Here is a 21,048-nt window from a genome sequence, read left to right as displayed (position 1 = left end):
CCGGACTCAGAATGCTCGACAGGACCTGATGTCGGACGCGAGGATCGCCTTGGCACCCAGCTCGGCGAGCTGATCCATGACGTTGTTGTGGACCTTGCGAGAAACCATGGCGCGCACGGCAACCCAGTTGTCGTCGACCATCGGGGCGAGGGTCGGCGATTCGATTCCCGGGGTGATCTTCACGGCCTCGTCGAGGATCGCCTTGGGGCAGTCGTAATCGAGCATCAGGTACTGCTGCGCGAAGACGACGCCCTGGACACGGGCGATGAGTTGCTTGCGTGCGGAGTCGGTGCCCGGAGCGCCTGCTCGTTCGATCAACACACCCTCCGAATCGCAGAGAGATTCGCCGAAGGCCACGAGATTGTTCTGACGCAACGAACGTCCCGACTCCACCACGTCGGCGATCGCGTCGGCCACACCGAGCTGGATGGAGATCTCGACCGCACCGTCGAGGCGGATGACCGTAGCCTCGAGTCCTCTGGCGGCCAGATCCTTACGCACCAGGTTGGGATAGGACGTGGCGATGCGCAGTCCGCCCAGGTCCTCGGGTGCCCACTGCTTGCCCGCGGGTGCGGCGTAGCGGAAGGTCGATCGGCCGAACCCGAGTGCCAGCCGTTCCTCGACCGCGGCACCGGAATCGAGCGCCAGGTCGCGTCCGGTGATACCCAGATCCAATTGCCCGGATCCGACGTAGATCGCGATGTCCTTGGGGCGGAGAAAGAAGAACTCGACGCCGTTCGCCGGATCGAGAACCGTCAGGTCCTTCGAGTCGCTTCGGCGTCGGTAGCCGGCTTCACTGAGAATTTCGGCGGCGGACTCGGAGAGAGCGCCCTTGTTGGGTACGGCTACGCGCAGCATGGAGTGTCCTTGTTCGACGAGTTCGTGAGCGACAAGCGGATCGAACTCACAGATGTTTGTAGACGTCCTCGAGTTCGAGGCCTCTGCCCACCATCATCACCTGGACCCAGTAGAGAAGCTGCGAAATCTCCTCGGCGAGCGCCTCGTCGCTCTCGTGCTCGGCAGCGATCCACACTTCACCTGCTTCTTCGAGGACCTTCTTGCCCTGGAAATGAACTCCAGCGTCCAACGCTGCGACGGTGCCCGAACCCTCGGGACGGGTCTTCGAGCGATCGGTGAGCTCGGCGAACAGCGAATCGAAAGTCTTCACGACTGGATATTCTTTCACGTCGTCACTCGGGTACACGAATACGGTCGAGATTAGGGCGTTCGGCCCGACCAGGCCCGGCGAACGTCCTCGGCAGTGAGTCCGACGAGACCGTCGCGAATCGTGTATCCGGGTGCCGCCTGCACTGCGATCTCGGAGGGAACCACCAACACCGGACACCCCGCCGTGTGGGCAGAGAGCGATCCGGTGGGCGAATCCTCGACCGCAAGGCACGACGCGGCCTCGAGTCCGAGCAACGCAGCACCGCGTAGGTAAGGTGCCGGGTGCGGTTTGCCTGCCTCGACCTCGTCGCCGGTGACGGTGATGTCGAAGTACTCGCGACCCAGGGTGTCCAGTGCCCGCTCGACCAGACCGCGTTCGGTGTTGGTGACCAGCCCAGTGGACAGGCCCATCTCGCGCACGAGCGCAAGGGCGTCCTTGGCACCTGGTCGCCACGGAATCCCCTCGGCGAACAGGTCTCCGACGCGGGCGGTCAGCCATTCGCGCCCCTCGGCCAGATGATCGTCGGTGACCTCCACCGAGGCGTTGGCCAGCACCGTGCTCAGCGCGTCCCGCATCGAGTTACCGAGGGTGCTCTCGCGTACTTCCGCGCTGAGTTCGGTTCCCAGGGAGCGGGAGTACTCACTGATAGCGACGTCCCAGATCTTCTCCGAGTCGAGCAGTGTGCCGTCCATGTCCCACAGGACACCGTGCAGGTGAGTTGGACTAGACATTGAAGTACTTGGCCTCCGGGTGATGAAGCACGAATGCATCGGTCGACTGTTCGGGGTGCAGCTGCAGTTCCTCGGAGAGCTTCACGCCGATCCGCTCGGGTTCGAGAAGCGCGGCGAGCTTGATGCGGTCCTCGAGATCCGGGCAGGCTCCGTAGCCGAACGAGTAACGCGCACCGCGATATTCGAGTTTGAAGAAGCCTTCGGCCTCGGTGGGATCCTCCGAGGCAACGGAATTGCCGTCGGACAGTTTCAGTTCCTCGCGTACCCGGCGATGCCAGTACTCGGCCAAGGCCTCGGTGAGCTGAACTCCGATTCCGTGGACCTCGAGGTAGTCGCGGTACGAGTCGGCAGCGAACAGCTCGTTGGCGAAGTCCGCGATGGGCTGCCCCATCGTCACCAGGTTCATCGGCAGAACATCGACCTGGCCCGATTCCCGTGCAGCCGAACGCGATCGCACGAAGTCCGCGATGCACAGGAACCGGTCGCGGTGCTGACGCGGGAACGTGAATCGGAAGCGTTCGGGCGCGTCGGGTTCGGGTTCGGTGAGCACGACGACGTCGTCGCCCTCGGACACCGCCGGGAAGTATCCGTACACCAACGCCGCATGCGCGAGGATGCCGTCGGTGCTCAGGCGATCCAGCCAATAACGCAGGCGCGGTTTGCCTTCCGATTCCACCAGATCCTCGTATGTGGCGCCTTCGCCCTTACGTGCACCGCGCAGACCCCACTGCCCCAGGAACAGAGCCCGCTCGTCGAGCAGCCCCGAGTACTCCGACAGCGACACGCCCTTGACGATGCGCGTGCCCCAGAAGGGTGGCACCGGGATGTCGATATCGGCAGCGACATCGGATCGCTCGGGCACGACCACCGGCGCCTCGGCGGCCTTGCGCTTCTCGGCGATTCGCTTGGAGCGCTCGTGACGTTCCTTGCGCTCGGCCGCCTTGGCCTTCGCGGCGAGTGCCTCGGGGCTGTCCGGAGCCGGACCGCCGCCACGCTTGGTGGTCATGATGGTGTCCATCAACCGAAGACCTTCGAACGCGTCTCGCGCATAGTGCACGTCGCCTTCGTAGACGTCCTGCAGATCGTTCTCGACATAGGACCGCGTCAGCGCGGCTCCGCCGAGGAGCACCGGGAATTGCTCGGCGACACCGCGCGAGTTGAGTTCGATCAGGTTGTCCTTCATGACCACCGTCGACTTCACCAGCAGCCCGGACATGCCGATCACGTCGGCGCGCTTGTCGATCGCGGCTTCCAGAATGGTCGAAATCGGTTGCTTGATACCGAGATTGACCACCTCGTAGCCGTTGTTGCTCAAGATGATGTCGACGAGGTTCTTGCCGATGTCGTGCACGTCGCCCTTGACGGTACCGAGCACGATGCGGCCCTTGCCGTCGTCGTCGGTCGCCTCCATGTGCGGCTCGAGGTACGCCACAGCAGCTTTCATCACCTCGGCGGAGGCGAGCACGAACGGCAGCTGCATCTGCCCGGAGCCGAACAGCTCGCCCACGGTCTTCATCCCCGAGAGCAACGTCTCGTTGATGATCTCGAGCGGCGGCTTCTCGGTCATCGCGGTGTCGAGATCGGCGTCGAGGCCGTTGCGTTCACCGTCGACGATGCGCCGTTCGAGTCGCTCGAACAGCGGCAGTCGGCCGAGTTCCTCGGCGCGGGATTCGCGAGCTGAGGCCGCGGAGACGCCCTCGAAGAGCTGCATGAGCTTCTGCAGCGGGTCGTAGCCCTCGCTGCGGCGGTCGTACACCAGATCGAGGGCCGTCTCGCGCTGCTCGTCGGGAATCTTGTTCATCGGCAAGATCTTCGACGCGTGCACGATGGCGGTATCGAGACCGGCCTGCGTGCATTCGTGCAGGAAAACCGAGTTGAGCACCTGGCGTGCAGCGGGATTGAGGCCGAACGAGATGTTCGACAGCCCGAGGGTGGTGTGCACCTTCGGGTACTTCTCCTTGAGCTGCCGGATCGCCTCGATGGTCTCGATGCCGTCGCGTCGCACCTCTTCCTGGCCCGTCGAGATCGGGAAGGTGAGGGTGTCGACGATGATGTCCTCGTGGCGCAGGCCCCAGTTCTCGGTGATGTCGGTGATCAACCGGTCCGCGACTCGCACCTTCCACTCGGCCGTACGTGCCTGTCCTTCTTCGTCGATGGTCAGAGCGACGACAGCGGCACCGTGCTCCTTGACCAGACGCATGATCTTCTGGAACCGCGAGTCGGGCCCGTCGCCGTCCTCGTAGTTGACCGAGTTGACCGCGCTGCGGCCACCGAGGTGCTCCAACCCTGCTTCCAGGACGGCAGGTTCGGTGGAGTCGAGCATGATCGGCAGGGTCGACGCGGTCGCCAGGCGGCTGGCCAACGCGGCCATGTCTGCGGCACCGTCGCGACCGACGTAGTCGACGTTGAGATCGAGCATGTGGGCACCGTCGCGCGTCTGATCCTTGGCGATGTCGAGGCACTTCTCGTAGTCCTCGGCGAGCATCGCGTCGCGAAATGCTTTGGACCCGTTGGAGTTGGTGCGCTCACCGATCATCAGGATGCTCGCATCCTGTTCGAACGGAACGGCGGTGTACAGCGAGGACACGCCCGGCTCGGGTGCAGGCCGACGTTCCAGTTTCGTTGCCCCGTGGACCATGTCGGCAACCTGGCGGATGTGCTCGGGCGTGGTGCCACAGCAACCGCCGACCAGAGCCAACCCGTACTCGTTGACGAAACCGCTCAGAGCCTCGGCCAGTTCGGGGGCGGTCAGGGGGTACTCGGCACCTTTCGCGCCCAGCGTCGGCAGGCCGGCGTTGGGCATGACCGACACCGGAAGTCGTGAATGCTTGGACAGATGACGCAGGTGCTCGCTCATCTCGGCCGGACCGGTCGCACAGTTGAGCCCGATCATGTCGATACCGAGGGGTTCGAGTGCGGTCAGTGCGGCACCGATCTCGCTGCCGACGAGCATCGCGCCCGTTGTCTCGACGGTGACGTGGGTGATGATCGGGATGCGGACGCCGAGGCGGTCCATCGCATGCTGACTGCCGATGATCGCGGCTTTGACCTGCAGTAGATCCTGGCAGGTCTCGACCAGGATGGCGTCGGCACCGCCGTCGATCATGCCGAGGGCGGCCTCGGTGTAGGCGTCGCGCAGTCGGGCGAACGGAGCGTGTCCGAGGGTGGGGAGCTTGGTGCCCGGGCCCATCGAGCCCAGCACGTAGCGGCCCATTCCATCGCGGCCGGGGCCCATCTCGTCTGCGGTCTCGCGCGCGAGCCGGGTGCCCTTCTCCGCGAGTTCACGGATGCGGTCCTCGATGTCGTAGTCGGCGAGGTTCGGCAGGTTGCACCCGAAGGTGTTGGTCTCGACGGCGTCCGCGCCTGCCGCGAAGTACTCGCGGTGGATCTCCCGCAGGACGTCCGGCCGGGTGTCGTTGAGGATTTCGTTGCAGCCTTCGAGACCGATGAAGTCGTCGAGAGTCAGCTCGGCATCCTGGAGCATCGTGCCCATCGCGCCGTCGCCGATGACAACGCGACGTGAAATCGCATCGAGCAGACTGGGCTTGTGTTCAGCGGGCATCACTACAGAGTAGTGGGCACCGAAGTTACGTCGGGTCGTAGGCTGTCGTGGTGAGTCCCCGAAACCTCGATGGCCAGTCCCCGATCGACGACGGTACCGAAAATACGGACATTTCAGGTGCCGGATCGGATGTGCCTCTCGATGCTGCATTGATCGAGGCCGTCCACGACGCTGTGGCCAACGCCACAGACCCCGACGATCTCGATGATCTCGACGACGACATTCCCGAGTTGCGCTCCCCGATCCTGGTGGCTGCCTTCGAGGGGTGGAACGACGCAGGCGATGCGGCCAGCGGTGCGATCGAACATCTGGAGCTGATCTGGGACGCCAGCCCGTTGGCCGAGCTGGACTCCGAGGACTACTACGACTACCAGGTCAACCGTCCGACCGTCCGCCAGGTGGACGGCGTCACTCGCGAGATCGAGTGGCCGTCGACGCGGCTGTCGGTGTGTTCGCCTCCCGGCAGCTCACGCGATGTGGTGCTGCTGCGCGGAATCGAGCCGAACATGCGCTGGCGCAGCTTCTGCGACGACCTGCTCGAATTCGTCGAACAGCTCGGCGTCGAGACCGTGGTGATCCTGGGAGCCCTGCTGGCCGACACCCCACACACCAGGCCCGTTCCGGTGACCGGTACCGCCTACAGCACCGAGTCGGCCGAACAGTTCAACCTCGAACAGACCCGCTACGAGGGACCGACCGGAATCACCGGCGTGCTGCAGGACGAGTGCGTCAAGGCCGGGGTGCCCGCGGTCTCCTTCTGGGCTGCTGTTCCCCACTACGTCTCTCAGCCGCCCAACCCGAAGGCGACCGTGGCGCTGCTGCAGCGGGTCGAGGACGTGCTCGACATCGAGGTACCTCTCGGCGAACTGCCAACCCAGGCCGAGGAATGGGAAGAGGCGGTGACCGAGATGACGAAGGAAGACGAGGAGATCAGCGAATACGTCCGCAGCCTCGAGGAGCGCGGCGACGCCGAGGTGGACATGTCCGATGCGATCGCCAAGATCGACGGCGACGCCATCGCGGCCGAGTTCGAGAAATACCTGAGGCGACGCGGTCCGGGCAACTTCGGACTCTGACCGACCGCACACGAGGGACCGGGAGCCGGTGAGGTCTTTCTGATCCCGACGTAACGTCACCGCAGCGGTGACGTCACCCCGACCCCGCAACCTCGTGGGTATGGCCAGCACACCGCGATTCCTGCACGGCATCTTCTCCTTCACCGGGCACGGTCTGGACAAGCCCGAGCTGATCGATCCCAGCCTGAGCTTCGTCGTCCCCGAGGGTGCGACTGCTCAGCCCCTGTACTTTCGCGGCGGAAACTCGAGCGACGAGCTGGTGGTCGTGACCCTGCTACGCGACGGCAGCCCGATGCGCATGTTCCCGATGGGTGCCAAGAGCGGAGTGAACATTCCGCTGCGCGTGGTCGAGGACGTGGATCCGGACACGGTGCTCGAACTGGTGATTGCCGCCCCTGCCGGAACCAGCGGAGAGGTCGTCGTCGATTTCGGTCTGGTGCTGATCTGATGACCGCAGGCAAGCAGCGACTGTTGGTGGTCGGTAACGGGATGGCCGGTGCCAGGGCCGTCGAAGAAATCATCAAACGCGACGGCAGTTCGCTGTTCGAGATCACCATGATCGGCGACGAGCCGTACGGCAACTACAACCGAATCATGCTCTCGCACGTGCTGTCCGGCGAGGCCACCGTCGACGACGAGGATCTGATCCTCAACCCGATGAGCTGGTACAGCGAGAACGGCGTCACGTTGCACGCCGGGGACCGCGCGGTCACGCTCGACCGGTTCTCCAAGACCGTCGTCTGCGAGAGCGGGCGGTCCGTCGACTACGACGTGCTGATCATCGCCACCGGCAGCAACACGTTCTTCCCGAACATGGACGGCCTGCGCGAGTCCGACGGCAGGCTGGCGCGCGGCGTGTTCGGCTTCCGCACCATCGCCGACACCAACGGCATGCTGCAGATGGCGCAGTCGCGTGACGACGTCTCGGCGGTCGTCATCGGCGGCGGACTCCTCGGACTCGAAGCCGCTTACGGCTTGCGCACGCAGGGTCTGGAGGTGAACGTGGTGCACTCCCCCGGTCACCTGATGAACCAACAGCTCGACGAGCGCGGCGGACGAGTGCTGCGCAACAAGATCGAGTCCCTCGGCGTGGGCGTGCACACCTCAAAGCGGACCACGTCGGTGTTGCGATCCGAGGACGGCGTCGTCACGGGCGTCGGGTTCAACGACGGCACCTCGCTCGACGCGGACATGGTCGTGGTCACCGCGGGCATTCGTCCCAGTGTCGATTTCGCTCGCGCCGGAGGTCTGGTGATCGAACGAGGAATCGTCGTCGACGACCAATTGCGTTGCGAGGACGAGGGTTCCATCTATGCCGTGGGTGAATGCTGTCAGCATCGCGGCGAGGTCTACGGTCTCGTCGCGCCGCTGTGGGAGCAGGCCGTCGTGTTGGCCGATGTGCTCACCGGAGCCGATACCACTGCGGCGTATCACGGTTCGCGGCTGACCACCAAGCTCAAGGTGGCCGGCGTGGACGTCGCCTCGATGGGGATCACCGCGCCCGAACGCGACGACGACGAGTTCGTCCAGTTCTACGAGCCGCGCAGTGGCACCTACAAATCGGTGATCGTCCGGAACAACAAGCTGGTCGGTGCCACCCTGCTCGGCGACATCTCCAAGGCCAACTTCCTGACGCAGGCGTTCGACGAGAAAGTGCCGTTGCCCGACGAGCGCATCAGCATGCTCTTCGACATGGGAACTCCCTCCGCGGCAACGGGAGCCGCCGAACTGGCCGACGACGTGCAGGTGTGCAACTGCAACGGTGTCACCAAGGGTGCCATCGTGGCCTGCGTGCACGCGGGCGCGAAGAACCTGAGCGACGTGACCGCGAAGACCCGTGCGGGCAAAGGGTGCGGATCCTGCAAGGGTCTGGTCCAGGACATCATCGCGTGCGCTGCGGGCGGTGCGGTCGAGGCCGATCCCACCGCCGACTGGTACGTGCCCTGCATCCCCATGACGAAGCCCGAGCTGATCGACGCCGTTCGGGCGCAGGATCTTCGGGCGGTGTCCGCGGTGTTCGCGGCGCTGGCGACCGAGGGAACGGAGGACGCCGCCGCCAAGATGCCGTTGGCATCGTTGCTGCGGACGGTGTGGGGTCCGGACTGGGTCGACGAGCGCGGCGCACTGTTCATCAACGACCGCGTCCACGCCAACATCCAGCGCGACGGCACGTTCTCGGTGGTGCCGCAGATGAAGGGTGGCGTCACCACCCCGGATCAGTTGCGCAGGATCGCCGACGTCGCGGACAAGTACCACGTTCCGCTGGTCAAAGTCACCGGCGGACAGCGGATCGACCTTCTCGGCATCAAGAAGGAGGATCTACCGAAGGTGTGGGGCGATCTGGACATGCCCTCCGGCTTCGCCTACGGCAAGAGCATGCGCACGGTGAAAACCTGCGTCGGCAGCGACTTCTGTCGCTTCGGCCTCGGCGACTCGACAGCCCTGGGCATCGCCCTCGAAGAGCGGTTCCAGGGCCTGGAGACCCCCGCGAAGTTGAAGCTTGCGGTCGCGGGCTGCCCGCGCAACTGCTCGGAGGCACTGTGCAAGGACTTCGGCGTCGTCTCGGTCGGCGAGGACAAATGGGAGATCTACGTCGGTGGCGCGGCAGGCGCACACATCCGCAAGGGTGATCTACTGGCCACCGTGACAGGGGCCGAGGAGGTTCTCACCGTGGCAGGCAGGTTCATCCAGCACTACCGCGAGAACGCTCAGTGGCTCGAGCGAACGTACGCATGGGTTCCCCGTGTCGGCCTGGAAGAACTGCAGGCCGTGCTGATCGACGACCGGGACGGCATCGTCGCCGGACTCGACGAGCGGGTGCAGGCATCGGTGGACGGGTACGTCGACCCCTGGCAGGACCGCGCGGCACCGAAGTCACCGGCCCAGTTCACCCCGTCGCTGCCCCTGCTTCCGCTCCCACAGGTACCGGTCCGATGAGTGTGCCGGTCGGGGCCGTGGAGGACATGACACCCGGCGAGGGACGCGCCTACGTGGTGGACGGCAAGCAGGTTGCCGTGTTCCTGCTCAGCGACGGCTCGGTGCGGGCGATGGATGCCGTGTGCCCGCACAAGGGTGGGCCACTGGCAGACGGTCAGATCGACGGATCCATCGTCGTCTGCCCACTGCATCAGTACACGTTCTCGCTCGACGACGGCACCTGCCCCAGCGGCATAGGCTCCGTGCGCACCTACCCCGCCGCAGTGGTGGACGGAAAAGTGACCGTGGAGCTGTAACCGGCACGGTCGAACGACCGAGACCCTGCGCCCCTGGTCGTTTCGCAGGCTCCACTCCTACCCCCCCTGGTCGTTTCGCAGGCTCCACTCCTACCCCCTACCCTGTTCCAGTGAGCGATTCAGGTGAGGACGCGCGGCGGGGAGTCGCGAACGCGTTCGTGGAGGAAGATCGTCTCGGTCTGTTCTCCTTCGCCGTTGCCGAGAAGCGATCCGAGTACCTGGCCGTTCTCCGGGCATTCGACACCGCACGAGCCAACTACGTCGTCCTGCTGCACTCAGGAGACGTGGCCGACCTCATCGCACGCAGCCCGGGTCGGCACGACGCACTGACCACCCTCGACATCGCACCCCTGCTCGATCAGCTCCACGCCTGGGGTCTGCTCGAACGCAGCTACGACGGCACCCGCGCCGCGACACTCGCCGAGTACCGCAACCGTCACTTCGTCTACCAGTTCGGCCAAGCCGGCTACAAGGCCTACCGCGCGGTCGAGGACGTGCTCGGAGCCCGCCTGGACGACGCCGCGCTGTCGCGGCTGGTGCTGCCCGAGCTGCTGGCCGACATGCACGAGCTGGCCGAGGCGAACCGTCAGGCCGACGGCGATCGCATCTACCGCAAGCTCAGCCGACTCGATTCGACGCTGTCGGAGATGGCGACCCGCGCCGCCCACTTCTATCTAGTCCTCGGTGACCTCGTGCGCACCACGGAGATCACGCCGGAGTCGTTTCTGGTCCACAAGGACGCCCTGCTGACGCACATGCGTGAATTCAGCTCCGATCTGACCCGCTACGCACCGAAGCTCGCCGAGGCGATCGCACTCGTCGAGAGCACCGGGATCGAGGAACTGGTCGAGCGAGCCGCGATCAGCGACGAACGAGTCTTCCTCACCGTCGCCGAACGCCGCGCCGACTGGACCGATCGCTGGGCGGGCCTGTCGCACTGGTTCGTCTCGGCCGAGTCCGAACTCAGCGAGTCCGAGCGACTCCGCGAGGGCACGATGAGCGCGATTGCCGCCGTGCTGTCGCTGCTGCGCCGCGTCACCGAAACCCGCAGGGGTGGTGTGAGCAGGGAAAGCCAACTGCGGCATCTGGCCGGCTGGTTCGCTGCCACGCCTACCGAGGACAGCGCGCACGCCCTGTTCCATGCCGTGTTCGGTCTCGGCAGGCCCAGGCACCTGTCGATGGTGCATCCCGACGCCGACATCATCTCCACGTCCCGATCGTGGTGGGAGGCACCGCCGGTCGAGATTTCGCGCACCCTGGCCGAGACCGGGCGCACCCCTACGCCCGGTGTTCCGGGTCGGGTACAGCGCAACGACGGCGGTATCAGACGGCTCAGGGAGCAGCAGCTCGAATCGCAGCGATCACGAAGTGCCGCAGCGCAGTCGCTTGTGTCGACCGGAATCCACGACCGAATTCTGAACGAGCAGGAAACCGAGGTGCTGTTGAGCCTGCTCAACGCTGCGTTGACCGCGCGGGTGCGCGTGAGCGGTCGAACCTCCGACTCGTCCGGATCGGACAGCGGCGTGCGCCTGACGCTCAGCGACAGCGACCGTTCGACGATCGTGCAGACCAGCAGAGGCCGATTGCATCTGGACCGCCTCGCGCTCGAGGTCAGCGAGGTGGCACGCCGATGAGAGCTCGTGAGATCTCCACCCTCGCACTGGATTCCTACCAGCGGGCCGCCCGAGTCGCGCTGTCGAACCACCTGGTGACCACGACGTATCCCGACAGGATTGCGCTGCCTCTGCTGCGTCGATGGGCGACCGAACTGCGCGAGGACCTGCTCGAACTGTTCGGATATCGCCTCGAGGTCACCGAGACCACGGCACGTCTGTACCCGGTGATCGATCGGCTCGACGACAGCCAGCCCGCGCGAACGTCCACCGACCGAATCTTCGATCGCCGCAGATACGCGTATCTGGCACTGGCACTGGCGGCCCTCGGCCGGGCGGGCAACCAGATCACCCTCTCCGAGCTGGCCGATCATGTTGCGGCAGAAGCAAGTCAAGTAGACGGAGTAGAGCTGACGACCGACCGAGCAAGCGACCGAGACGCGTTCGTCGACGCGATCGGGTGGCTCGCCACGCGCGGAGCCATCGCGTTGGCCGACGGTGATGCGACCGGCTGGGCGAACAACCCGTCCGCAGGCGAGGCCCTCTACGACATCGACCGTCCCGTCGTCGTCGCCATGTTCCGGCCGCCCCGCGCCGTGCAGCACCTGCGATCGATTCGCGGTCTACTGGCCGGCTCGGACTCCCCGATCGATCCCGAGGATTCGGACCCGGGACAGGCCGACTCCGGGCGTGAGGCAGATCCGAAGGAAACGCTGCGCGCGGTCCGCCGAGCGTTGGTCGAGCAACCGGTCGTCTATCACGACGATCTCGACCGGAACGGCCGAGCCGCCCTGGCCGCGTCGCGCACCGTTGCGGACGTCGAGTTGCTGACCGGCCTCGTTGCCGAGCGTCGCGCCGAGGGAGTCGCCCTCATCGACACCTCGGGACGACTGTCGGACTACCGGTTCCCCAGCACCGGAACCATTGCCCAGGTCGCACTGCTGATTGCGGGCGAGATCTCGGACCGAGTGATCGATCCGGATGCACCCGCGCTGGCAACCCACCCCCTACCCGACGGCGACGCCCTGATCGAGCAGCTGGACGGCGCCATACCCGACGGCGGGATCTTCGGCGATCTCGCCGAATTCGGGTTCGGTTCCGATGCAACGGCATTGGAAGATGCGGACGAGAAAAGGCTGTATCCGTTGATCGAGGACAGTTGGCTGACAACGGTCGTCGACGATCTCGTCGAACGCTTCGGCCGCACCTTCGCAGCTCAGTGGCAGACCGATCGGGATGGACTGCGAGTGCGGGCGATCGCGCTGCTGCACCGACTTCGCCTCATACACAGCGTTTCCGGCGGCGTACTGGTGCTGCCGGTGATCGCGCGCTACCGCGACGTGATGGTCAGCGTGCGTGATCGAACTCCACAGGACTCACTGTTCGGCACCGCACGAACCACCGGCACCGCAGAAGCACCCAGAACCGCACAGTCCGTCAGTAACGAATCGTCCGAAGTAGAGGCCTGAGTAGATGACCGCACACTCGACACGCTTTCGGCCGACACGAGCAGGGATCGTCAACCTGTGGGACTACCGCGATCAGGAGTTCTCGTTCGCCGACGGTCGCCTGGTACTGCGCGGCCCCAACGGATCCGGCAAGACCAAGGCACTCGAAGTGCTGTTTCCCTTCGTCCTGGACGGCCGCATCGAACCACGCCGACTCAATCCCTTTGCGGGAGAGGAGCGGACGATGAAGTCCAACCTGCTCTACCGGGGGCAGGAAAGCGCGCATTCGTACGTGTGGATGGAGTTCGGCCGCGGATCTCGTGAGGATCCCGAATCGGTGACGGTCGGAATCGGAATGCGGGCGAGCCGCCACAACGACAAGGTGACCCGCTGGTACTTCGTGGCCGACGGCCGAGTGGGCGTGGACTTCTCGTTGTTGGGTTCCGACGACCGACCGTTGACGAAGAAGCAGCTCGGTGAGCAGCTGGGCACCGACGCCTTGACCGATCGCCCGGTGGACTATCGCGCCGCGATCGATGCCCGCATGTTCGGGCTGGGCGCGCAGCGATACGACCAGCTGATCAATCTCATTCTGACGCTTCGCCGCCCGCAATTGGCGAAGAACCTCGACCCCAAGGGACTCTCGCAGGCGTTGACCGACGGACTGCGACCGTTGGACGAGCAGCTGGTACTCGAGGCTGCTCGCTCCTTCAGTGACATGGAGGAGGTGGGCCGGGCGCTCGAAGGATTGGCGCAGGCCGATCACGCCGCCAGGAACTTCGTTTCGGTGTACTCCAAATACCTTCGGGTGCAGACTCGATCGGATGTCGAGCAGGTCTCGCGCCGGCTGGAGGCGGTGACTCACGCGACCACCGCACACTTCGCCGCTGCCGCCCTGAAGGACCGGCGCCTGCTGGAACGGGCGGCTGCGGAAACCCGATTCGACGAGGCCGAACGCGCACTGGATCAGGCCGTTGCGGACCGCGAGACTCTGCAGCGCTCGAGCGCATACGAGGGCAAGCAGCAACTGGACGACCTGGCCGAATCCGCCGCGAAGCTGGAGATCTCGACCGCCCAGCAGGCCGACCGCGCCCGCAAGACGCACGCCGAACTGGAACAGCGCACCACCGAGGCGGCGCGTGCCGATGCCGCACTCCGGGACTCCGTCGCCGCGGTTACCCGTGCCGAAGAGGAACTGCAGACCGCCGCCGAGGACGCGGGCATCGCCTGGACACCACTGCCCGGAACAGCCCGCAGCGATCAGATCGGCACTGCTCTGCGCGGCCATGCCGAGGAACGCGACGGCGACGTGCGGGCGGTTCGCGAGGCGCTGGGAACCGTCGAGAAGGCGTCGACCGAGCGCGCCCGTGCGGAGAAGGCCGCATCGAAGGCTCGCGAGATGCTCGAGGCGGCGTCGGCTGCGGTCGCCGAGGCCGAGGCGACCGTCGACCTGGAGAAGGCGCAGTTCGCGTCGGGTCTGCGGGCCTGGTGGTCGAACAATTCGGCGCTGTACTCCTCGGCGGGTATCACCTCCGCAGCGTTCGAGGCCCTCGATGCCGCGTTGGCGGGCATCGGCGACGACGATGCCCCGAGCCTGGAATCGGTGCTGGCCGACCAGACCGCAGACGCGGTCGACACCCTTCGTGCCCGCCAGGCCCAGGCGCACGTGGATGTGTCGACCCGCACGGCCGAGCTGAACTCGCTGCGTGACGAACTGTCTCTGGTGCGGGCCGAACACGACGACGCGCCGCCGCCGTTCGCGGCACGAACCGACTCTCGCGCCGACCTCGCCGGTGCGCCTCTGTGGCAGCTGGTTCGGTTTGCCGACTCGGTCTCCCCCGCCGATGCGGCAGGGATCGAATCCGCACTGCAGGCGGCGAATCTGCTCGACGGCTGGATCCACCCGATCGCGGACTTCCCCGTCGACTCGAGCTCGGAGCAGTATCTGTCGCCGCTGCCGGAGGCCTCGAGGCCGACCGGAACCACGCTGGCGTCCGTCCTCGAACCCGAGCCCGGCACCGCCGTATCTGAATCGCGGATCCTGGACGTTCTGAATTCGGTTGCACTGCAGCAGGATCGAGGTGCCGACTCGGGTGGTGCCGTCTCGATGAGCGTCGACGGTCGGTACCGGCAGGGGGTGCAGCAGGGCCGACACATCAAGACCGATGCCGAGTACATCGGCGCGACGGCCCGTGCACGGCGCCGAGAGCAACGGATCACCGAACTCGGTGCCGCGATCGATGCCGCGACAGCCGCACTGGAGGCCGCGGCGGCCGACGAGCGAACTGCCCGCGAATCGGTACAGGCACTGGCCGCGGCGGCCAAGCAACTGCCTCGTGTCTCGGCCATCGTGAAAGCGCAACGCGCCGTCACCGCCGCCGCAGGGGCGCTGCGCACGTCGACGCAGAGTTCGGCAGCAGCGGACCGAGAGTTCGACCAGGCGATCGCAGACCTGTCCGCGAAGGAGAAGCAGCTGCGTACCGTCGCCGTGGCTCACCGCACCCCACACATCGGTCGAGACATCGATGCCCTCGCCGCGGCGATCAGGCATTTCGAGCACCAGGGCTCGGTGGTGATCCGCAAGCGCGGCGATCACACGCGCGAAGCAGAACGCGCCCGCGAAGCAACCAACCGACTCGAAGAAGCGAGTGGCCTGGCCGAGGAGCTCGCCGAGGAAGCCGCGATCGCCGACGAGAACTACCGACAGCAGGTGCAACGCCTCGAGCTCCTCAGCGAGAAGCTCGGTGCCACCGCCGAACAGATCGACACCGATCTCGAGAACGCACGCGAACGCATCGAGAAGTGCCGCGCCGAGCAGCGGGCCGCACGCAAAGCGGACAAGGAAGCAGGCGAAGCGATCGGCAAGGCCGAGGGGGCCTGCAACACAGCACTGGAAAGCCTGCGCGGTGCCGTCACCGAAACCCTGGGTGACGCCGTGCGGCTCGCGCCCTACGCTCGCAAGGACCTTCTCGGCATTCTCGGCGTCCACGAGGCGTACACCTGGCCGGCGAGCGACTCGGCGTGGTTGAGCGTGGAGCAGATTCTGTATCGAGTGCAGCAGGCCGAGGGTCCCGACGACGAGGTTCCGGTGCTTCCGCCCGTCGTGCGCGCTCTGCATTCGGCGCTCGACGCAGCGACGGCGTCGGTGAAGGTCAGTGACTCGAGCCGAAAGTCGACCCGGACAGCCCTGACGAGTGCGCTCCAGGAGTTCGACTCGCAACTCGCTGCGTCGGGTCAGGACTATCGACTGCAGTGGGATGCGCCGGACGGTTTGACCGTCGTCCGTGTTCAGGACGAGCAGGGCTACTCGTCGGTCGGAGATTTCGCCGACCGAATCGGTGCGGCGAGAGCCGATCAGGAGTTGTTGCTGACCGAGCAGGAGCGCCGAATTCTCGAAGACGCGTTGCTGACCGGCCTGGCGCAGCAGATTCACGAGCGCACCGTCGACGCACGCGAGCTGATCGCGCAGATGTCCGCCGAGATGAAGCAGCGCCGCATGTCCTCGGGCAACACGATCGGTGTGCACTGGGTGCTCGCGGACAACCTCGACGACGGTGCCAGGGCGGTGTCCAAACTGCTCGACCGCGACGCCTCGGCGTTGAACCAGGACGATCTGGCCGCGATGCGCGCGCACTTCGCGTCGGAGATCAGGATCGCTCGCGCGGCGCATCCGGAACGGTCCTACCCCGAGATCCTCTCGACGACACTGGACTATCGCCGCTGGCGCGTGTTCGCCTTCACCCTCATCAGCGGTGACGGCAACGAGGATCGTCTCACCGTCGCACGCCACAGTGCGCTCTCGGGCGGTGAGCAGTCGGTGTCGCTGCATTTGCCCCTGTTTGCCGCTGCGCACGTGATGCTCTCGTCCGCCGATCCACATTCACCTCGGCTGCTGGCGCTGGACGAGGCCTTCGCCGGAGTCGACGACAACGGCCGCAGCGAGTTGCTCGGCCTGAGTGTGCAATTCGATCTCGATCTGTTCATGACCGGATACGACCTGTGGATCACCTACGGTGACGTCCCCGGCTGCGCACACTACGATCTGGCGCATTCGGCAGCCGAGAACACCGTCAGCGCGGCTCTTCTGGTGTGGGAGAACGGCGAACTGTTCGCCGAGCACGACGGCACCGACCTCGCGGCCGCACTCGGGTCACCGCTGACACGCCGTGTGCCGACCCGAACCGAAGGTGGGCTGGAGTTTGACCGGTAACAGCGGATGGCGAGGCAGCGCCGAATTGGCTGCACTGCTCGATGCGGCACGAAAGAAGTTGGAGTCCAACTGGCTTCGCGTCGGTGGCAACATCACCGTCGACCTGAGCGAGGCCCCGGAACTGTGGCGTCTGTGCAGCGCGATCTCTCGGTCCAACTCCAGTCTGCATTCTCGGGCGCGCAGCGCCAGACTCGACCTCGAGCGGTTCGACGCGTGGCTGAGCCATCCGCTCAACGGTGGCCTCGGACTGATCGACACCCTCTCGCGGCAGGCTCCGTTGCAGGACAAGAAGCAGATCGCAGCCGACAAGGCTCGGGTACGTGCCGAGGCACTCGATCGGGCCAGGGAGGTGCTCGGTGGCGGGACCGATCGCGAGTGGGTCGAGTACTGGATCGCCTCCTTGCTCAATCAGGACGGCACTCTCGGGGGCCGCGTCGCCGTCGACGCGCTCGCGGTGGCGACACAGGTCCTGGCGCTGCTTCCGGTCGACGGGATGTCGCTGACCGAACTCGCGGACCTGGCCTGCGGTGATACGAAGGCGCTCTCGGGCGGCGGCGCCCCGAAGCTCGTCCTCGACGCTCTGTCGTTGCGCGAGAACGTGCCTCGGCCCGTCGATCCGGTGGGCATCAGGGCATTGTGGGAGACCGCGGGCGTGTCGGCCGACTCGGTGTCCAGCCGGGTGCTGGTGCTCGGCTACCGCGTCGACGAGGCCCACACGGTGGCTCGTTGGCTGAACGACGCAGCGGACGAGGGCATCCCCTTCCCCGTCACCGTGGACATGCTCTCGCGCGGCCCGCTCACCAACAGCTCGTCCACAGTGTTCGTCTGCGAGAACGTGGCGGTGCTCGCCGCCGCAGCCCGCACCCTCGGCTCGAACTGCGCGAGCCTGGTCTGCACCGACGGTCAACCCTCCGCAGCGGTGCACCGGCTGCTGGCCTCCCGAGCGCCCGGCACCACGATTCGGTGGCGAGCCGACTTCGACTGGGCCGGAGTGCAGATGGTGACCCGAGCCATCTCCCGATACGACGCGGTGCCATGGCGGATGGACGTCGATTCCTACCGACGCGCACTCGATGCACGCAATTCCGAACCGCTGAAGGGCCATCGAACGGACAGTCCGTGGGATCCGGAACTCGCTGCCGCCCTCCGCGACTCGGGCCGAGCAGTCACGGAGGATCGACTGATCCCGGATCTGCTGACGGATCTGCGGCTGGGATCTGCGACCTAGTTCGGGACGAGATCAGCGCAGCGCAACCCCGAGCAGCGCATCGACCGCATCGGCGAAGGCACCGGGCGCGCCCGCATCCGATCCGCCGCGTTCGACTGCGAAACTCGCCCACGCGTCGAGCGCATCGAGAGCCTTGGGGGTGTCCAGATCGTCGGCCAGGTGCTGCCGCAACCGGTTGATCACGTCGTCGGCCGATGCAGCGCTGTCGAGCGCCGCGGCCCGACGCCACAGTGCGAGCCGAGTGTGAGCGCGTTCGAGAACCTCGTCGGACCACGGTCGATCCTGGCGGTAGTGCCCGGCGAGCAGACCGAGTCGGACAGCTGCGGGGTCGACGTGCTCGGCGCGGAGCTTGGAGACGAACACCAGATTGCCGCGGCTCTTGGACATCTTCTCGCCGTCGAGCCCGATCATCCCGGTGTGCACGTAGTGCCGGGCGAAGCGCGGATCACCGGTCGCCGCCTCGGCGTGCGCGGCCGAGAACTCGTGGTGCGGGAAGATCAGATCGCTTCCGCCGCCCTGAATGTCGAAGCCGGTACCGATGCGGTTGAGCGCGATGGCTGCGCATTCGATGTGCCACCCGGGCCGCCCCGGACCCCACGGCGACGGCCACGACGGCTCGCCCGGCCGTACTGCGCGCCAGAGCAACGCATCGAGTGGATCCCGCTTACCGACCCGATCGGGGTCGCCCCCGCGTTCGGCGAAGAACGTATCCATCGTGGCTCGGTCGTAACCGGACTCGTAGCCGAACTGCTCGGTGGCATCGGCACGGAAGTACACATCAGGGTATTGGGCGTCGTCGACGACATACGCCGCACCGGACGCGACCAGCTTCTCCACCAGTTCGACGACCTCGTCGACGGACTCGACAGCACCGATGTAGTCGCGCGGAGGGAGCACCCGGAGCGCTTCCATGTCGGCGCGGAAGAGTTCGATCTCACGAGCTCCCAGATCGCGCCAGTCCTCGCCGTCGCGGTCGGCGCGCTCGAACAGTGGATCGTCGACATCGGTGACGTTCTGCACGTAGTGCACGTCCGTGCCCGCATCTCGCCACAGCCGGTTGATCAGGTCGAACGTCAGGTACGTCGCCGCGTGCCCGAGGTGGGTGGCGTCGTACGGGGTTATTCCGCAGACGTACATCCGAGCCGTCGAACCGGGGGTGACGGGACGGACCTGGCGGTCGGCGGTGTCGAACAATCGAAGCGCTGGACCCTGTCCGGGAATTGTCGGGATCTCCGGGCTCGACCAAGAATGCATGCGGTCGAGCCTATCCGAGCCCGATCAGAAGGCGGGCCAGGGTATGGGTCTGCTCGAGCGAGGTTCCGGCATGATCGGGCGGGCGATCAACTCCTGCGCCCGGTCGAGAACCGCGACCGTTTCGGTCAGGGTGATCTTGTCGACCAATCGAGGAGCGGTGACCGTGTCGAACGTCTCGACGAATCGCACCACGTCGGTCATCAACGCATCGTCCACCGCCTGGCCCGCCCAGCCCCACAGCACCGTGCGCAACTTGTTCTCGGCGTGCAGGCAGATGCCGTGATCGACCCCGTACACGTAGCCGTCGAGACCTTCGAGCGCGTGCCCGCCCTTGCGATCGGCGTTGTTGAGGATCACGTCGAGCACCGCCATCCGCTGCAGCCGTGGATCGTCGGCGTGGATGAGCGCGATCTCCTCGCCCTCGCCGTCGTACGCCTGCAGTACCGGAATCCAGCCCGCAGGTACGAGATCGGGACGGCAGATATCGACCAGGTCGACGCGTCCCTCGGCGTGATCGTCGGGCGTGTCGATCCACTTCTGCACCATGCCGGGACCGAACGGGCCGTCGCGCAGCACCGTCGGCGGGATGACGCCCCAACCGAGGGCCTCGGAGATTTCGTACGACGCCACTTCCCGGCCCGCAAGAGTGCCGTCCGGAAAATCCCACAGCGGGACTTCCCCGCGAACCGGTTTGTACACGCACCGGACGGCCTTCTCGCCCTCGCCCGCCTCGCACACCAGCGTGGCGTTGCTGGCCGACACCACCCGACCGACGACGGTCAGGTCGCCGGTCTCCATGGTTTCGCGGCCCTCGAACGGCGGCAGTTCGACGGTCAAGACTCGTCGACCTCGGTCACCGGACCGAACGTCGCGCCGCGTCGGTAACCGTTGGTTCTGATGCAGACGTGTCCCTCGGGAGCCAACGGCTGTCCGCACAACGGGCACGGAGCACGGCCCGCCGCGATGACGCGTTCGGACCGCACCGCGAATTCGCGGGCCTGTACCGGGGTGAGGAACACCCGAACGGCATCGGGGCCCTCGTCGGTGTCGTCGAGAACGACCGATTCGTCCACCTCGACCTCGCTGACGGCCAACAGCTCCACCACGACGGCGTTGGCATCGGCGTCCCAGCCGAGCCCCATCGTGCCGACACGGAACTCGGTGTCGATCGGAGTCAGCAGCGGACTCGTGTCGACCGTATCGGCCTCCTCGGCCGGTACCTCTGCCCCGAAACGACGGTGCACCTCTTCGAGGAGAAGCCCCATCCGGTCGGCCAGTACCTGGACCTGCTGCTTCTCCAGCGCAACCGACACCACGCGGGCGTCGTGCACCGCTTGCAGGAAGAACGTTCGGTCGCCCGGTTCACCAACGGTCCCGGCAACGAAACGATCAGGGGTGCGAAAAACGTGTATGGCGCGCGGCATTGCACCTCCTAACGACTCGAACAGCTCCGCGAAGCGATTCGCGGAACTTTCATTATCGGCCACGGATCGACCGTGGACGGTATTGCTTGCCCTCCAGCCTG

At 66.0% G+C, this 21,048-nt stretch carries 15 protein-coding genes; 8 read left to right on the top strand and 7 right to left on the bottom strand.

The window, feature by feature from the left end:
• Positions 1 to 6: 6 nt before the first annotated feature.
• Genes hisG through metH form a run of 4 tightly spaced genes read right to left on the bottom strand, consistent with a single transcriptional unit; the run spans position 7 to position 5,461 of the window.
• On the bottom strand, positions 7 to 858 hold the full coding sequence (gene hisG / locus CH274_RS08920) for an ATP phosphoribosyltransferase (RefSeq protein WP_032398069.1): 852 nt from the start codon (positions 856 to 858) through the stop codon (positions 7 to 9).
• Positions 859 to 904: 46 nt separating this feature from the next.
• Positions 905 to 1,168 (bottom strand): phosphoribosyl-ATP diphosphatase, encoded by a 264-nt coding sequence (locus tag CH274_RS08915; protein WP_032398466.1) that lies wholly within the window; start codon positions 1,166 to 1,168, stop codon positions 905 to 907.
• Positions 1,169 to 1,218: 50 nt separating this feature from the next.
• Positions 1,219 to 1,899 carry an HAD family hydrolase gene (locus CH274_RS08910; RefSeq protein ID WP_094657157.1) on the bottom strand — a complete coding sequence of 227 codons (681 nt, stop codon included), beginning with the start codon at positions 1,897 to 1,899 and terminating at the stop codon, positions 1,219 to 1,221.
• Positions 1,892 to 5,461: a methionine synthase gene (metH, locus tag CH274_RS08905; RefSeq protein WP_032398067.1), complete on the bottom strand. Its 3,570-nt coding sequence runs from the start codon at positions 5,459 to 5,461 to the stop codon at positions 1,892 to 1,894. The genes CH274_RS08910 and metH overlap by 8 nt, the downstream gene beginning before the upstream one ends.
• Before the next feature lie 173 nt (positions 5,462 to 5,634).
• On the opposite strand from metH, the gene CH274_RS08900 reads away from it, so the two are divergent.
• The 8 genes from CH274_RS08900 to CH274_RS08865 all read left to right on the top strand — a co-directional run bounded on the left by CH274_RS08900 (position 5,635) and on the right by CH274_RS08865 (position 18,269).
• Positions 5,635 to 6,537 (top strand): PAC2 family protein, encoded by a 903-nt coding sequence (locus CH274_RS08900; RefSeq protein ID WP_032398465.1) that lies wholly within the window; start codon positions 5,635 to 5,637, stop codon positions 6,535 to 6,537.
• 100 nt (positions 6,538 to 6,637) lie between these two features.
• Positions 6,638 to 6,985, top strand: a complete 348-nt coding sequence (locus tag CH274_RS08895; protein ID WP_032398066.1) for a hypothetical protein — start codon at positions 6,638 to 6,640, stop codon at positions 6,983 to 6,985.
• A complete protein-coding gene (gene nirB / locus CH274_RS08890; RefSeq protein WP_094657156.1) occupies positions 6,985 to 9,474 on the top strand; it encodes a nitrite reductase large subunit NirB in 2,490 nt (829 codons plus the stop codon). The genes CH274_RS08895 and nirB overlap by 1 nt, the downstream gene beginning before the upstream one ends.
• Complete coding sequence (locus CH274_RS08885) at positions 9,471 to 9,770, top strand: Rieske (2Fe-2S) protein (RefSeq protein WP_032398064.1); 300 nt, start codon at positions 9,471 to 9,473, stop codon at positions 9,768 to 9,770. Before nirB ends, CH274_RS08885 begins: the two co-directional genes overlap by 4 nt.
• 158 nt (positions 9,771 to 9,928) lie before the next feature.
• Entirely contained in the window at positions 9,929 to 11,404 is a 1,476-nt protein-coding gene (locus tag CH274_RS08880) for a TIGR02677 family protein (protein ID WP_306436600.1), read from the top strand.
• Positions 11,401 to 12,852, top strand: coding sequence for a TIGR02678 family protein (locus tag CH274_RS08875; protein ID WP_094657154.1), 1,452 nt, complete (start codon positions 11,401 to 11,403; stop codon positions 12,850 to 12,852). Before CH274_RS08880 ends, CH274_RS08875 begins: the two co-directional genes overlap by 4 nt.
• Positions 12,853 to 12,856: 4 nt before the next feature.
• Positions 12,857 to 17,041 (top strand): TIGR02680 family protein, encoded by a 4,185-nt coding sequence (locus CH274_RS08870; protein ID WP_094657153.1) that lies wholly within the window; start codon positions 12,857 to 12,859, stop codon positions 17,039 to 17,041.
• A complete protein-coding gene (locus CH274_RS08865; protein ID WP_256993504.1) occupies positions 17,031 to 18,269 on the top strand; it encodes a DUF2399 domain-containing protein in 1,239 nt (412 codons plus the stop codon). Before CH274_RS08870 ends, CH274_RS08865 begins: the two co-directional genes overlap by 11 nt.
• Before the next feature lie 12 nt (positions 18,270 to 18,281).
• Here CH274_RS08865 and mshC read toward each other — a convergent pair whose 3' ends face one another.
• The 3 genes from mshC to CH274_RS08850 are packed head-to-tail and all read right to left on the bottom strand — an operon-like array spanning position 18,282 to position 20,947.
• Positions 18,282 to 19,523, bottom strand: coding sequence for a cysteine--1-D-myo-inosityl 2-amino-2-deoxy-alpha-D-glucopyranoside ligase (gene mshC, locus CH274_RS08860; protein ID WP_094657151.1), 1,242 nt, complete (start codon positions 19,521 to 19,523; stop codon positions 18,282 to 18,284).
• Between the two features lie 24 nt (positions 19,524 to 19,547).
• Complete coding sequence (locus CH274_RS08855; RefSeq protein ID WP_179272770.1) at positions 19,548 to 20,321, bottom strand: SCO1664 family protein; 774 nt, start codon at positions 20,319 to 20,321, stop codon at positions 19,548 to 19,550.
• Positions 20,322 to 20,356: 35 nt separating this feature from the next.
• Positions 20,357 to 20,947 (bottom strand): DUF3090 domain-containing protein, encoded by a 591-nt coding sequence (locus CH274_RS08850; RefSeq protein WP_032398057.1) that lies wholly within the window; start codon positions 20,945 to 20,947, stop codon positions 20,357 to 20,359.
• Between the last annotated feature and the right edge of the window lie 101 nt (positions 20,948 to 21,048).

This window comes from Rhodococcus sp. 06-418-5 (genome assembly GCF_002258285.1).
Classification (GTDB): domain Bacteria; phylum Actinomycetota; class Actinomycetes; order Mycobacteriales; family Mycobacteriaceae; genus Rhodococcoides.
The sequence above is the reverse complement of the archived record's forward strand: the minus strand, read 5'-3'. Positions and strand labels throughout refer to the sequence as shown.